Raw genomic sequence first — 14,686 nt, 5'->3', positions numbered from 1 at the left:
TCGCTCAGAAACCGGCACCAGAGAAGCTTTGCGGGGCAGGGTCAATCACAACCACCTGTTTATTCTGAATCGTCGCTACGGCAAGGCCGCGTTCATTGGTGCCGTTCGGGCGGAGGCGGAAGATACCGCCAACACCTTGGAAACCGGCATTTTGGGTCAGGGCAGCACCGGTCAGCGCATCGGATTTGCCCTGGCTGACCAAAGCACCAATCGCCGCAATGCCGTCATAGGCCAGACCGCTGATCGGATGAGGCGCTTCGCCATATGTCGCGTTATACCGTTGACGATAGGCTTGGGCCTTGGACGGGTCGGGCAGGGCGAACCATCCCCCTTGCACGCCTGGCAGCTCCAGCGTTTGCGGGGGGATATCCCAACGGGTCAGACCGATGAATTGTGTCGTCGCCGGAGAAACGCCGGCCTCAGGCAGCAATTGCGAGAAAAGTGGCAAGGCACCCGCTGTCGTTGCCGTCATGAAAATCGAGTCCGCCCCTGTCGAATCGACGGTGGCCTTGATGGTGGGAACCGAGTTGATAACACCCTGTTGCGACCGGTCGTATCCGACCGTTCCCGCATTGTTGACCCGGCTGTTTGCCAGTGCATTGGCGATGGCAGCTTGCCCCACTTGCCCCGCGGCATCATTGCTGTGCACGATAACCGTGTTCGTTTTGCCTTGCCTGCCCGCATAATTTACCAGCCGGTTGGCGGTGTTTTCAAAGGTCGGTCCAAGTACAAATACATTGCCACCCGCAATGCTGGTGTTGTTCGAGAACGACAGGACATTCACGTTATTGTTCAGTACGGCCAGCCCGGCAGCGTTTGCCGCCTGGGCGTAAACAGGGCCGACAATGATCTTGGCGCCTTCGGCAACGGCCTGCTGGGCCACCGCTGTCGCCGTGGTCGGATTTCCTGCCGTATCGTAAACACGCAGGTCGATTTTGACGTTAGGCAGATCGGACATTGCCATACGGGCTGCATTCTCAAGGCTCTGCGCCAGCGCGGCGTCGCCCGAGCGGGGAACCAGCAAAGCAACCGGAACAGGATTCGACGTGTCAATCGAAGGGCCCCCCCCAACGCCGCCGGGCTCACAAGCGGCCAGAAACGCTGCGGTCGTCAGGGCAATGGCGGCTTTCGCCAGCTTGCTTACGGGCTTGCAAACGGTAAACATCTAAATGAAAACTCCCTGATCCGGCGGCTGTGAATGCTTCTGTTCTGTTGAGCCGCGATAATAAACGTCACGCTGTGAGGGTCCAGCTTTGAATTTCCAAAAGATCAGATTGGCTGCGGGCCTGTATTTTGTTGCCACTCCGATCGGAACCGCGCGCGATATTACGCTCAGGGCGCTGGATGTTCTGGCCTCGGCCGATGTGATAGCGGCGGAGGACACCCGGAGCCTGCGGCGGTTGATGGAAATCCATGGCATCCCGCTGGAGGGTCGGCATATCCAGGCCTACCATGATCACAGCGGCGCCGGGGCGCGTGGCAGACTCATGGATGCCCTGGCGCAGGGGCAATCTGTCGCCTATGCATCCGAGGCGGGTATGCCACTGATCGCTGATCCGGGATATGATCTGGGCAAGCAGGCGGCCGAAGCCGGGCATATGGTGACCTGTGCGCCCGGGGCATCCGCTGCCATAACAGCGCTGACCCTGGCGGGCCTGCCAACGGATTCATTCTTCTTCGCAGGTTTCTTGCCCAATGCATCGGGCGCACGCCGGACTCGGATTGAGGCTTTGAAAAACATACCAGGCACCTTGGTGTTCTACGAATCCCCCAAACGCGTCTCGGCCAGCCTTGCAGATCTTGCGGATTGCCTGGGGGCAGACCGTCAGGCGGCCTTGTGCCGTGAACTGACGAAAAAGTTCGAAGAAATCCGCCGTGGAAGACTGGCCGATCTGGCGGCAGAAATTCAGGAAAAACCGGTCAAGGGTGAGATCGTTCTGCTGGTGGACCGTAGTCATTCGCAAACTGTTAACGAATCCGACGTAGAAGAGGCTTTGAAGCGAGCTTTGGAAACCCACTCGGTTCGGGACGCAGCGGATCTTGTGTCAGAAATGTATGATCTGCCGCGCCGTCCGATTTACCAGAAAGCTCTGAAACTGGGAAAGGGATGACATGGGGCGGCGTGCAATTCAGGGCTCGGTTTCCTATCAGGCGGGGCAGTCGGCCGAGCTTCGGGTCGCCTCGGACTATGAGCGCCGGGGTTTTGCAATTGCGCATCGCCGGTGGCGGGGTGCCGGTGGTGAAATCGATCTGATTGTGCGGGATGGCGACGGGCTCGTGTTCATCGAGGTCAAGAAAAGCTCCAGTTTCGAAAAAGCTGCAGCCCGGATCAGTCAAAGACAAATTGACCGAATCTGTGCCTCGGCCGCGCAATACCTGGAAAACGAACCGGGTGGGCAATTGACCAATGTCCGATTTGACGCGGCACTGGTAGATGGCACTGGCGCGGTTCAAATCATCGAAAACGCCTTCGGTCACGCCTAAGCCCCATTGAACCCTCAGGCCTGCTGGGCCATGTATCTTGCGTGAAACTGAGGGACACGACATGAAAATCGCCTTTCAAATGGACCCGATCGGGGCCGTGGACATCAACGCCGACAGCTCATTCCGTCTGGCGGAGGAGGCGCAGGCGCGCGGTCATTCGTTGTTTTTCTATGGGCCGGATCAGCTGGCCTATCAGGAAGGTCGTATCACGGCGCGCGGCCATGACATGACCGTGCAGCGGGTCGCCGGCGATCCGGCGATTCTGAGCCCCGAACGTGAAGTTGACCTGGCCGATTTCGACGTGGTCTGGCTGCGTCAGGATCCACCCTTTGACATGCATTACATCACGTCCACCCATCTGCTGGACCGCCTGAAAGGGCAAACGCTGGTGGTCAACGACCCGTTCTGGGTGCGGAACTATCCTGAAAAACTGCTGGTTTTGGATTTCCCTGACCTGACGCCGCCGACAACGATTGCCCGTGACATAAAAACGATCAAGGCGTTCAAGGAAAAGCACGGCGATATCATCCTAAAGCCGCTTTATGGCAATGGCGGTGCGGGCGTGTTCCGACTGGATGCCAATGACCGCAACCTGACCTCTCTGCACGAGCTGTTCACGGGGTTCTCGCGCGAGCCTCTGATCGTGCAAAAGTTCCTGCCGGATGTCAGCAATGGCGACAAGCGGGTGATCCTCGTGGACGGTGAACCGGTTGGCGCAATCAACCGGGTGCCAGCCGCGGGCGAAACGCGGTCAAACATGCATGTGGGCGGACGCCCGGAAAAGATCGGGTTGTCACAGCGTGATCTGGAGATCTGCGCCGCCATCGGACCGCTGCTGAAAGAAAAAGGTCAGATTTTTGTCGGGATCGACATCATTGGCGACTATCTCACCGAAATCAACGTGACCTCGCCCACCGGCATTCAAGAGCTGGAACGGTTCGACGGCGTGAACATCGCCGAAAAGATCTGGCAGGCGATTGAAGCCAAGATCTAAGCCATGACCCGGGCGCTGATGCGAAAGCTCAGCGCCTCTGCAACATGTGGCCTGCGGATGTCGGCTGAACCGTCCAGATCGGCGATCGTCCGCGCCACCCTCAGGATCCGATGAAAGGCACGCGCCGATAGGCCGAACCGATCTGCGGCCTTCAGCAAAACGGCTTTTCCTTCTGCATCGGGTGTTGCGATCTGTTCCAGAACTTTGCCTTCGGCGTCGGAATTCTGACGCAGGTCCGGCATTCCCCGAAACCGCTCCGCCTGTATGGCGCGGGCGTTTTCAACCCGCGCGGCAACTGTCGCCGAGCTGTCGCCGGATGGGGGCAGATCAAGATCGGTGAAGCCCACAGGCGGAACTTCGATCCGCAGGTCGAACCTGTCCATCAGGGGCCCCGAGATACGGTTCAGATAATCCTCGCCGCAGCCGGGTGCGCGAGAGCAGGCGCGCGATGGATCCGTCAGGTAGCCGCATTTGCACGGGTTCGCGGCGGCCACCAGCATGAAACGGCAGGGGTATTTCACATGGGCATTGGCACGCGCCACCATGACTTCTCCGGATTCTATTGGCTGGCGCAGGGTCTCCAGAACCGAACGGGGAAATTCGGGGAACTCATCCATGAACAGCACGCCGTTATGCGCCAATGAGATCTCACCGGGCTTGGCACCTTTGCCCCCGCCGACAATGGCTGCCATCGAGGCCGTATGATGCGGTTCCCGAAATGGACGCGTGCGGTTGATGCCGCCTTCATCCAGCAACCCGCACAGGGACTGAATCATCGAAGTTTCCAACGCTTCGACTGCGGTCAGCGGTGGCAAGATGCCCGGAAGCCGTGCGGCCAGCATGGATTTGCCCGACCCCGGCGTGCCGATCATGATCAGATGGTGACGCCCGGCTGCCGCGATTTCCAAGGCGCGCTTGGCGCGTTCCTGCCCCTTTACATCGCGCAGATCCCGCACGCTGGGCGCCAGATTCACCTCGCCGGGTTGTGCCGCCGGCAAAGGGCACTGTCCCGAGAAATGGCGGACAACATCGCCCAGGGAACCCGCGCCGATAACCTGAGTGGCGTCGACCCATGCAGCCTCGGCGCTGGAGGCTTTGGGACACAGCAACATGCGATCCTCTGACGCGGCCGTCATGGCCGCGGGCAGGGCGCCGACGACAGGCACCAGAGATCCATCAAGCGACAACTCTCCCAGTGCAACTGTTCCTTCGGCGGCATCGGCTGGGATGACCTCGAGTGCCGATAACAGCGCGACTGCGATGGGCAGGTCGAAATGGCTGCCTTCCTTGGGCAGATCCGCAGGAGACAGGTTGATCGTAATTCGTTTCGACGGCAGAGCGATGGCCATCGCACTCAGCGCGCTGCGGACACGGTCGCGGGCTTCGGACACGGCTTTGTCGGGAAGGCCAACGATGGAAAAGGCCGGCAAGCCGGGCGATACGGCACATTGCACCTCGACCGGGCGGGCTTCGACGCCGTGAAAGGCAACAGTGTGGGCGCGGGCGACCATGGCAGTCCTGTTCTTGGTTAACAGGGTGTTGCTGCCATGATTGTGGTTTAAGAGTCGTTAACGGTTGCGCGCAATGCAGCGAATTTTGGCCACGCGTCGGGATCGGCAATTGTTTTGTCGCGGCAGAATGGATTGCAGAAGCCCCAGCATTTTCCATCCAACTCCAGAAATTCCGCAACGGGTTTGCCGGAATACGGGCAAACTTGGTTGATTGACGGGCCGGAGACCGGCTTGGCGGTTGAAACCCCTCCGATCGGCCAGGGCTTGGACGGCAAATCCTGACGATAGGGAAAAGGGTCGTATCTGACAGTCAGGCCCATTGCGCGCCATTGTCTGACGGCGGGGTCTGACAACAGGTCCAGGCAATAGGTCCGGTTCGCCTTGGAAACTGGCAGCCCATATCCGATGATCCGCGCTGCGACAGGTGAGTAAAACACGTCCACCAGCGAATACGCGCCGAACAACGGGCCTTGTCCCGCACCGGACACTTTGCGTGCATGGTCCCAGAGTATTTCGATGCGTGCCAGATCTGCCAGTGTTTCATCTGAGGGGTCGAAACCCTGCCAGACGTGCAGCAATTGCATCGGGCATTCATACCGCAAGGCACCAAACCCTGCCACCATCTCGGCGCATAGCCAGCGGGCGGTTGCCCGGGCGGCGGGATCTGATGGCCACAACCCGGCATCAGGGTGGCGCTCGGCCAGGGTTTCAGCCATGGCCAGGCTTTCGCCCACCACAGTTCCTTCCGGCAGGCGCAGGGCAGGCACAAGTCGCGCTGGGGCCAAGGGCTCCATATCCTGTGCCATGGTGCCCGAATACAGGCCAATCATGTGGCTTCTGTAGGAAAGGTTGAATTTCTCAAGCATCAACCAGCCACGCATTGACCAGCTGGAGAAGAGGCGGTCGCCGATATACAAATCATATGTCATACGCAGACGATGCCGCAGGTTCGCAACCCGGTAAAACAGTGATTTGTGTGGGGTCTGTTCACGGAAGGTGATTGATCGTACCGACGGACCACCTGCCTGCGTCGATCAGGATATCCGTTACCGACAGGTTGTCGATTCGGTGTGAAAAGGTCTGTTGTCCGTCCAGATCAAGGGCGCGCTGCACCTGAGTAAGGATAACGCCGAAATGCGCGACGATGACCAGATCGCGGCCTGAATGTACTGAAACAAGCGTGTCGATCGCCGCATCAACCCGATTGCGGACGTCGTTCCAGCTTTCACCTTTCGGAGCGCGGACATCGCCGGGGTTGTCCCAATATAAAAAGGCCAGTTCCGGGTCTTCGGCTTCGATTTCGGAAAATCCGCGCAACTCCCAGTCGCCAAAATGGATTTCCCGCAAGCCCGGATGATGGGGAAGGCGTTGACGTTGACCTTGTATGGCCGTGGCGGTGTCAACCGCCCGTGACAGATCGGACGAGATCACAAGCGCCTTGGGCGGCAAATGGTCGTGCAGACGTTTCAGTGCGGCTGTATCGCTAAGGTCAGCGGGCAGGTCGGACCAGCCGACCATGGTTTTCGCATGTGTCGGCCCGTGTCGAACAAGGTGAAGGCGCATCACGGCATTTGCCCTTTCAGAACCAAGGGCAACCCGACAGTAATCTGCACCACCAGATCGGCCTGCGCTGCAAGCGCGATGTTCAGCCGCCCCTGTGCTTCGCGAAACCGGCGGGCCAGGGCGTTGTCCGGGACAATGCCGTGGCCAACTTCGTTCGAGACGATCACGATTTGCGCAGGGCATGCACGAAGGGCGTCAAGCAGGGCGGTTTGTGCCGCTTCCAGATCGGTTTCGGCCAGCAGGTGGTTGCTCAGCCACATGGTGGCGCAGTCAATCAGGCAAATCTGATCGGGCGACAACGTGGCCAGAACCGGCCCCGGGTCGAAGGGTTCTTCAACCGTGGTCCAACCGTCGCCGCGCTGTTCAAGATGGCGCTCAATCTTCTGGCGCATCTCGTCATCAAACACTTGTGATGTCGCAAGGTAAACTCGGCTTTTCCCCTGAGAAACAACCAGTTCTTCGGCGAAAACCGACTTGCCCGACGCGGCCCCGCCCAGAACCAAGGTTAAATCCGGCGACACAGTACTTACCTATAGTTGATCCGTTTGGTGCTGTTTTGCGTAATGGTCATAGGTCGGCAAAGCAAGTCTGACCAGTACCTGCAAACAGGGGAGAGGTTTATGGCACTGGATAATGCGACGGACTTTTCGATGTCCCGGCAAGCAATGAAGGCCGAGCTGCTGGATGCGGAAACCGAACTGAAACTGGCTTATGCATGGCGTGATGAGCGTGATGAACAGGCGTTGCACCGTCTGATCACCGCCTATATGCGTCTGGCGATTTCGATGGCGGCCAAGTTCAAGCGCTATGGCGCGCCGATGAATGATCTCATTCAGGAAGCAGGCCTTGGCCTGATGAAGGCCGCAGACAAGTTCGACCCAGATCGCGGCGTGCGGTTTTCGACCTATGCCGTATGGTGGATCAAGGCAAGCATTCAGGACTATGTGATGCGGAACTGGTCCATGGTTCGGACCGGGTCAACCTCATCTCAAAAATCGCTGTTTTTCAACATGCGTCGCGTTCAGGCCCGGCTGGAACGGGAAGCCGCCACCGAAGGGCAGGAATTGGACCGTCATCAGTTACACCAGATGATCGCCACGGAAATCGGTGTGCCGCTGCGCGACGTCGAGATGATGGAAGGTCGTCTGTCCGGCTCTGATTTTTCGCTGAATGCGGTGCAATCCGCTGATGAGGATGGGCGCGAGTGGATCGATGCCCTGGAAGATGACCGCGAGCAGGCAGCCGAAGCAGTTGAACACAGCCATGATACCGAACAGTTGCGCAAGTGGCTGTTGACGGCGATGAATGCCTTGAATGATCGCGAGCGTTTCATTGTGCGCGAGCGCAAGCTGCGAGACCCTGCGCGAACCCTGGAAAGCCTGGGAACCGAGCTGGGTCTGTCAAAAGAACGTGTACGACAGCTTGAAGCCGCAGCCTTTGCGAAAATGCGCAAGAACCTTGAAGCCCAGTCGCGCGAGGTGCAACACTTCATCGCATGAAACAGTTTGCGATTCTTGCGTTTGTTCTGGGTTTTACGGTTGCGGCAGCGCGACCGGGGCTGGCAGATAGACTTGTTCCCGCTGATGCCATGTCCGCGATGCGGGACGCCGATGTCTTGATATTGGGGGAAGTTCACGACAACCCGACGCATCATTTGGTGCAGGCCGAGGCGCTTGAAGCTGTTTCACCTTCGGCCGTCGTCTGGGAAATGGTCACGGAAGAGGGCGCGCAGAGACTCGCTCAGAAAGCTGTGTCAAACCCGGAAGAACTGAGCCGCATTCTGAAATGGGCTGAAAGTGGCTGGCCGCCGCTCAGCATGTATTATCCAGTGTTCGAGGCGTCAGGCGCGCCGGTTTACGGGGCTATGGTTCCGCGTGCTGCTGCGCGTGCCGCGATGGAACGCGGTGCCGCCACGGCGTTGGGGGCAGACGCGGCGCGTTATGGTCTGACGGTGCCTCTATCGCCCGAAGAACAGGCCGCGCGCGAAGCCGACCAGTTGGCGGCGCATTGCGATGCGCTTCCGGCTGAAATGTTGCCCCAGATGGTTGCGATCCAACGATTGCGCGATGCTGTGCTGGCCCGTGCCGTGGTCCGTGCGATGGACGAAACCGGGGGTCCGGTTGCCGTGATTACTGGAAATGGTCACGCGCGAAAGGATCGGGGCATACCGACCTATCTTGCGCGCCTCAGACCAGGTTGGAAAGTCGTGGCCGTCGGACAATCCGAGGATGGAGCGATCGACGGAGAATTCGATATCGTGATTGATAGCCCCACGGCCGAGCGCGAAGACCCCTGTGCGGCATTTCAGGTTCAGAATTAATCGCTGGAACTACCTGCGGGCCTTGCCTAATGTCGGGGCCGACCGGGACGGGAAGGGCTGAACATGCTGTCATCCAAACGCATTCTGCTGATTATCGGTGGCGGAATCGCGGCCTACAAATCGCTGGACCTGATCCGCAGGCTGCGCGAGCGTGGCGCGGACGTAACCCCTGTATTGACGCGCGCTGCGGAAGAGTTTGTGACACCGCTGTCCGTATCGGCTCTGGCAGGTGAAAAAGGCTATCGCGATCTGTTTGACCTCACTGATGAGGCCGAGATGGGGCATATTCAACTGTCGCGCTCTGCGGATCTGATCGTTGTGGCCCCTGCAACGGCGGATCTGATGGGCAAGATGGCCGCAGGGCTGGCCAACGATCTGGCCTCGACCCTTCTGATGGCCACGGACACACCCGTTCTGTGTGCGCCCGCGATGAATGTGCGGATGTGGACCCACCCGGCAACACAGCGAAACCTGAAGCAGCTGCAAGCGGATGGCGTGCGCTTTGTGGGCCCGAACGAAGGCGACATGGCCTGTGGCGAATACGGCCCGGGGCGCATGTCCGAGCCGCTGGAAATTGTCGCGGCGATTGAGGCTCGGTTGTCTGCGGGGCCCTTGGCGGGCAGGCGGGTGCTGGTGACGTCCGGCCCGACGCATGAGCCGATAGATCCCGTCCGGTATATTGCCAACCGTTCGTCCGGGGCCCAAGGTGCCGCCGTGGCCCGGGCGCTGGCGGAATTGGGAGCCGAGGTGACCTTTGTGACCGGCCCGGCAGACGTGCCGCCCCCGGCGGGTGTGCGGGTCGTACCTGTCGAAACCGCGCAACAGATGTCTGATGCGGTTGATGCAGCTCTGCCCGTCGATGCCGGAATATTCGCGGCTGCGGTCGCGGACTGGCGTGTCGCCAGCGCATCGGACAAGAAGCTGAAAAAAAGCCGCGATGGCCTGCCGGTACTGGAATTCACCGAAAACCCGGACATTCTGAAACGTGTTTCCGGGATGGGCGCGAACCGTCCGCCATTGGTTGTCGGCTTTGCGGCCGAGACGGACAATGTGATCGAACACGCCACGGCCAAGCGTCTGCGCAAAGGCTGTGACTGGATCGTCGCCAACGATGTCAGCCCTGCAACAGGCATTATGGGCGGGTCAGAAAATGCGGTCACCCTGATTTCGGACAACGGGGCCGAGGAATGGCCCCGTATGGGTAAAGACGAAGTTGCCCGGCGTCTGGCGGCGAAAATCGCGGACGCGTTGGCAGGCTGAAGGAAAGGCAAGGGCATGGTTGCAATCCGGGTGATCCGCGAAGACGGGGCAGACCCCGCCGTGGCGCTTCCCTCTTACGAAACCTCGGGGGCGGCCGGCGCGGACGTGCGTGCCAATCTGCCCGGCGGCGCGCCGATTACGCTGGACCCCGGTCAGCGGGCGCTGGTGCCGACCGGCCTGCGCATTGAAATCCCGCAAGGGTATGAGGTTCAGGTTCGGCCCCGCTCGGGCCTTGCGTTGAAGCATGGGATTACACTGCCCAACACGCCGGGCACCATCGACAGCGACTATCGTGGGCCCTTGGGCGTGATCGTGATGAATGCGGGCCAGGAACGGTTCGAGATCGCCCACGGAGATCGTATCGCGCAGCTTGTGGTCGCGCCGGTGGTGCAGGCAACGTTTGAACTGGCTCAGGCTCTGGGCGAAACCGATCGCGGGGCTGGCGGTTTCGGCTCGACCGGGCGCGGCTGATGCTGTTGGTTTTCATCCTGGCTGCGGGGCTTTGGGGTGTCGGTTATATCGCCGGCACGTCGAAAAAAGCGCGCATGGTTTCCGTGAGTGTGTTGCTGGCCGGCGTCATACTGTCCCATCTGATCTTGCCGGATGGGCACCCTCTTCGCGAAGCAATGGGTGGGTCTGCGGCGCTTTGGCTGATCCTCTTGGGTTTCGCGGCGCTGGCTTTGCTGTATGGCAGAATACTCAAAGCTTTGCGCAACCGCGCAGTTTCAGCTGCTGACCCGGAGCCCGACATGCCCTCGGACCGATTTACCGAGGCCGAGCTGGACCGCTATGCCCGCCATATCGTTTTGCGCGAACTGGGTGGGCCCGGTCAGAAAAAATTAAAAAAAGCCCGCGTTCTGGTAATCGGCGCAGGTGGTCTGGGCGCACCTGCGCTGCAATATCTGGCGGCTGCGGGTGTCGGCACGATCGGGATCATCGACGATGACGTCGTCGAGAATGCCAACCTGCAACGACAGGTCATTCACCGCGACGGAGATATTGGAATGCCCAAGGTCTTTTCGGCCCAGCAGGCGATGGAGGCGCAAAACCCGAACGTCGTTGTTCTGCCCTATCACCGCCGCTTGAGCGAGGAAATCGCCACCGACCTTTTTGCAGACTTCGATCTGATCCTTGACGGAACCGACAATTTTGAGACCCGGTATCTGGCAAACCGAACCGCTGTCGCGCTGGGCAAACCGCTGGTTTCGGGGGCTTTGTCGCAGTGGGAAGGTCAGCTGAGTGTGTTTGACCCGGCCAATGGCAGCCCCTGCTATCAGTGCATCTTCCCAGAGGCCCCGGCGCCCGGTCTGGCCCCGTCCTGTTCCGAGGCCGGTGTGATCGGCCCGCTGCCGGGCGTCGTCGGATCGATGATGGCGGTCGAGGCGATCAAGGTGATAACGGGGGCCGGCATGGCGCTGCGCGGCGAGATGCTGATCTATGACGCGCTGTACGGTGAAAGCCGAAAGATTGTTCTGACCCGCCGGGACGATTGCCCCATTTGTGGCATCAGAAACGATTAACCTTTCTTCACATGGGTTGGGTGTTCTGGAACACCCGGCCATGGCGACATAGCTATGGGATCAAAGGAGATCCGCATGACCAACCCGATCTTGTCCAACTGGACCACACCGTTTGAAATCGCCCCTTTTTCCGATATCTCGGATGATGATTTCTCGCCGGCACTGGAGCAGGCGATGAAAGAGCATAACGCCGAGATCGACGCGATAGCGGCAAATCCGGATACCCCCACATTCGCCAACACGATCGAGGCGCTCGAGGCTGCGGGCGGGCAACTGGACAAGGTTCTGTCGGTCTTCTTCACGATTGCGGGCGCGGACAGCAACCCCAAGCGGGAAGAACTGCAACGCGCGTTTTCCCCCAGGCTTTCGGCGCATTTTTCGGGCATTTCTTCCAACAAGTCGCTGTTCAAGCGTGTGGCCGACCTATGGGCACGGCGCGATGATCTTGACCTGACCGAGGAACAGGCGCGTGTGCTGATGCTGACCCACCGGGGCTTTGTGCGTGCCGGTGCGGCTTTGGTAGGGGACGAAGACACCCGTATGCAAGAGATCAAGTCGCGCCTTGCGTCGCTGGGCACCTCGTTTACCCAGAACCTGCTGGCGGATGAGCGGGACTGGTACATGGATCTGACCGAAGGGGATCTGAACGGCCTGCCGGATTTCGTCGTGGACGCGGCGCGTGCCGCGGGGCAGGAGAAGAAGGCACAGGGGCCGGTGGTCACCTTGTCACGGTCGCTGATCGTGCCGTTTCTGCAATTCTCGCCCCGCCGGGACCTGCGTGAAAAAGCCTATCGCGCCTGGGCCGCACGCGGCGCCAATGGGGGCGAGACCGACAACCGAGACATCGCGGCCGAGATCCTGGCCTTGCGCGAAGAGCGTGCCAAGCTTCTGGGCTATGACACGTTCGCCGACTACAAGCTGGAAACCGAGATGGCGCGCACGCCGGATCGGGTGCGCGAACTGTTGATGCAGGTTTGGGAACCGGCCAAGTCCCGCGCAGACGCCGACGCGGATGTTCTGACGCAGATGATGCAGGAAGACGGCATCAACGGCCCGCTGGAAGCTTGGGATTGGCGGTACTATGCTGAAAAGCGGCGCAAGGCGGAACATGATCTGGATGAGGCTGCGTTGAAACCCTATCTGCAACTGGATCGTATGATCGAGGCTTCGTTTGCCTGCGCCAACCGGCTTTTCGGGCTGGATTTCAAACCGTTGGACGTACCCCTCTATCACCCGGATTGCCGGGCTTGGGACGTTACCCGCGACGGGCAGCATATTGCCGTATTTATCGGAGACTACTTTGCACGAGGGTCCAAGCGGTCAGGCGCCTGGTGCAGCGCGATGAGGGCGCAGGCCAAATTCCCGAAGAAGCAGACACCGGTTGTCATCAATGTCTGCAATTTTGCCAAAGGGGATCCCGCCTTGCTGTCCTATGATGACGCGCGGACCCTGTTTCATGAATTCGGCCATGCCCTGCATCAGATGCTGTCCAACGTGACATATGAAAGCATCTCGGGCACGTCCGTGGCGCGCGATTTCGTGGAGTTGCCCAGCCAGCTTTACGAACACTGGCTGGAAGTGCCCGAGGTTCTTGCCGAGTTTGCGACCCATGCGGAAACGGGCGAGCCGATGCCGCAGGAAATGCTGCAAAAGGTGCTGAAGGCGGCCAATTTCGATCAGGGATTCCAGACGGTGGAATATGTCGCCTCGGCCCTTGTTGATCTGGCCTTCCACGATGGCGAGGCGCCGACAGATCCGATGGCGAAACAGTCGGAAGTTTTGGCCGGGTTGGGGATGCCGAAGGCCATTGGAATGCGCCACGCTACTCCGCATTTCGCGCATGTCTTTGCAGGCGATGGCTACAGCTCGGGGTACTACAGCTATATGTGGTCCGAAGTGATGGATGCCGACGCCTTTGCCGCCTTTGAAGAGGCGGGAGGTGCCTTTGACCCCGAACGCGCCAAAGCGTTGGAGGACAACATCCTGTCCACTGGCGGTTCGCGCGAGGCAGAAGACCTGTATCTGGCGTTCCGGGGAAGATTGCCGGGGGTTGACGCCCTGTTGAAAGGCCGCGGTCTGATCGCGGCCTGAAATCAGTAGCCCAAAGCGCGATCCACCAGGTGCACGAAGGGCTCTCCGGCTTCGCCACGCCGGATGTTTTCGCAAATGACCTGCGCGGCTGTGACCGGGCGGGTCTCGGACGCGATATGAGGGGTCACCGTCACGTTCGGATGTGCCCAATACGGATGATCGGGGGGCAGGGGCTCGACCCGGAACACATCCAGCGTCGCGTGACCGACCTGACCCGCGTTCAAGGCATCCAGCAGCGCATCGTCATCGATCAGGGGTCCGCGACCCGGGTTGATGATCCGCGCGCCCTTGGGCAGCAGGGCCAGCGTTTCAGCATTCAACGCGTTTTCGGTGGCAGCGGTGTCAGGCAGCAGCAGAACCAGTATCTCGGCCCGGGAAAGCGCGTCACGCAGACCGTCAGGACCATGCAGGCAGGTTACGCCGGGGATGTCCTTGGCGGTGCGGCTCCAGCCTGTGACCGTGAAATTCAGCGAGGCCAGGGTGCGGGCCGCGGCTTCGCCCAACGCGCCGAGGCCCAGAATGCACACTTTGCGCTCTTGCGCCAAAGGTGGGGCATCCGGGGCCCAGACGCCATCCTGGATGGTGATGTGGCGATCCATTCCCAGATGATAGCGCAGCACATGGCCCACCACCCATTCGGTCATACCTTGCGTCAGCCCGTGATCCACCATTCGCGCCAAGGGGACGGTCAGCGTGTCATTGTCCGCGATCTTTTCAACCCCGGCCCAGAGGCTCAGAACCGCCTTCAGGCGTGTAAAGGGCGAAAAATCCAGTAACCCGCCATTCGGAGCGTAGACAACGTAATCGACCTGATCCGGGTCAAATTCCGTACCGAGCCGCGCCTCAACGCCGGCCTCCGCAAGGTATCGAGTGAGCAGCGGTTCATACACGGGCCACAGGGCAGGGCGCGCGGAAAACAGTACGTTTACGGGCATCGGGGGCC

15 protein-coding genes are annotated in these 14,686 nt (G+C 60.1%); 9 read left to right on the top strand and 6 right to left on the bottom strand.

The genetic code is table 11. The features are described 5' to 3' along the window. Window positions 1-4 precede the first annotated feature (4 nt). The gene (locus I9184_RS12435; protein WP_171634868.1) at window positions 5-1,165 is read right to left on the bottom strand and encodes a penicillin-binding protein activator; all 1,161 of its coding nucleotides are present in this window, start codon (window positions 1,163-1,165) and stop codon (window positions 5-7) included. 88 nt (window positions 1,166-1,253) lie between these two features. Here I9184_RS12435 and rsmI point away from each other — a divergent pair, with 88 nt between their 5' ends. The 3 genes from rsmI to gshB all read left to right on the top strand — a co-directional run bounded on the left by rsmI (window position 1,254) and on the right by gshB (window position 3,478). Then, window positions 1,254-2,111 carry a 16S rRNA (cytidine(1402)-2'-O)-methyltransferase gene (rsmI, locus tag I9184_RS12430; protein WP_171634866.1) on the top strand — a complete coding sequence of 286 codons (858 nt, stop codon included), beginning with the start codon at window positions 1,254-1,256 and terminating at the stop codon, window positions 2,109-2,111. A gap of 1 nt (window position 2,112) precedes the next feature. After that, window positions 2,113-2,484, top strand: a complete 372-nt coding sequence (locus tag I9184_RS12425; protein WP_152456873.1) for a YraN family protein — start codon at window positions 2,113-2,115, stop codon at window positions 2,482-2,484. Between the two features lie 61 nt (window positions 2,485-2,545). Continuing rightward, window positions 2,546-3,478, top strand: coding sequence for a glutathione synthase (gene gshB, locus I9184_RS12420; RefSeq protein WP_209834637.1), 933 nt, complete (start codon window positions 2,546-2,548; stop codon window positions 3,476-3,478). Here gshB and I9184_RS12415 read toward each other — a convergent pair. The 4 genes from I9184_RS12415 to cobU are packed head-to-tail and all read right to left on the bottom strand — an operon-like array spanning window position 3,475 to window position 7,073. Next, on the bottom strand, window positions 3,475-4,989 hold the full coding sequence (locus tag I9184_RS12415) for a YifB family Mg chelatase-like AAA ATPase (RefSeq protein WP_209834634.1): 1,515 nt from the start codon (window positions 4,987-4,989) through the stop codon (window positions 3,475-3,477). The two genes, gshB and I9184_RS12415, sit on opposite strands and share 4 nt — an antisense overlap. Window positions 4,990-5,036: 47 nt before the next feature. Continuing rightward, a complete protein-coding gene (locus tag I9184_RS12410) occupies window positions 5,037-5,918 on the bottom strand; it encodes a glutathione S-transferase (RefSeq protein ID WP_209834632.1) in 882 nt (293 codons plus the stop codon). Between the two features lie 58 nt (window positions 5,919-5,976). Further along, the gene (locus I9184_RS12405) at window positions 5,977-6,555 is read right to left on the bottom strand and encodes a histidine phosphatase family protein (protein ID WP_209834630.1); all 579 of its coding nucleotides are present in this window, start codon (window positions 6,553-6,555) and stop codon (window positions 5,977-5,979) included. Then, window positions 6,552-7,073: a bifunctional adenosylcobinamide kinase/adenosylcobinamide-phosphate guanylyltransferase gene (gene cobU, locus I9184_RS12400; protein WP_209834628.1), complete on the bottom strand. Its 522-nt coding sequence runs from the start codon at window positions 7,071-7,073 to the stop codon at window positions 6,552-6,554. Before cobU ends, I9184_RS12405 begins: the two co-directional genes overlap by 4 nt. Window positions 7,074-7,172: 99 nt before the next feature. Between cobU and I9184_RS12395 the strand changes: the two genes are divergently transcribed. From I9184_RS12395 to I9184_RS12370, 6 genes are all read left to right on the top strand, one after another. Further along, window positions 7,173-8,051, top strand: a complete 879-nt coding sequence (locus I9184_RS12395) for an RNA polymerase factor sigma-32 (RefSeq protein WP_152456879.1) — start codon at window positions 7,173-7,175, stop codon at window positions 8,049-8,051. Then, window positions 8,048-8,872, top strand: a complete 825-nt coding sequence (locus I9184_RS12390) for a ChaN family lipoprotein (protein WP_209834626.1) — start codon at window positions 8,048-8,050, stop codon at window positions 8,870-8,872. The genes I9184_RS12395 and I9184_RS12390 overlap by 4 nt, the downstream gene beginning before the upstream one ends. Window positions 8,873-8,935: 63 nt before the next feature. Beyond that, on the top strand, window positions 8,936-10,132 hold the full coding sequence (coaBC, locus tag I9184_RS12385) for a bifunctional phosphopantothenoylcysteine decarboxylase/phosphopantothenate--cysteine ligase CoaBC (protein WP_209834624.1): 1,197 nt from the start codon (window positions 8,936-8,938) through the stop codon (window positions 10,130-10,132). A gap of 15 nt (window positions 10,133-10,147) precedes the next feature. Further along, a complete protein-coding gene (gene dut / locus I9184_RS12380; protein WP_171119662.1) occupies window positions 10,148-10,603 on the top strand; it encodes a dUTP diphosphatase in 456 nt (151 codons plus the stop codon). Continuing rightward, window positions 10,603-11,652, top strand: a complete 1,050-nt coding sequence (gene moeB / locus I9184_RS12375; protein WP_209834622.1) for a molybdopterin-synthase adenylyltransferase MoeB — start codon at window positions 10,603-10,605, stop codon at window positions 11,650-11,652. Before dut ends, moeB begins: the two co-directional genes overlap by 1 nt. Before the next feature lie 75 nt (window positions 11,653-11,727). Further along, window positions 11,728-13,743, top strand: coding sequence for a M3 family metallopeptidase (locus I9184_RS12370; protein ID WP_209834621.1), 2,016 nt, complete (start codon window positions 11,728-11,730; stop codon window positions 13,741-13,743). Between the two features lie 2 nt (window positions 13,744-13,745). Here the strand turns inward: I9184_RS12370 and I9184_RS12365 are convergent, their stop codons facing one another. Then, window positions 13,746-14,678, bottom strand: a complete 933-nt coding sequence (locus tag I9184_RS12365) for a glyoxylate/hydroxypyruvate reductase A (protein ID WP_171724244.1) — start codon at window positions 14,676-14,678, stop codon at window positions 13,746-13,748. Window positions 14,679-14,686: the final 8 nt, after the last annotated feature.

Origin of the sequence: Ruegeria sp. HKCCE3926, assembly GCF_017872515.1 — a bacterium.
Lineage (GTDB): Bacteria > Pseudomonadota > Alphaproteobacteria > Rhodobacterales > Rhodobacteraceae > Ruegeria.
This window is presented reverse-complemented; position numbering and strand designations above follow the sequence as displayed.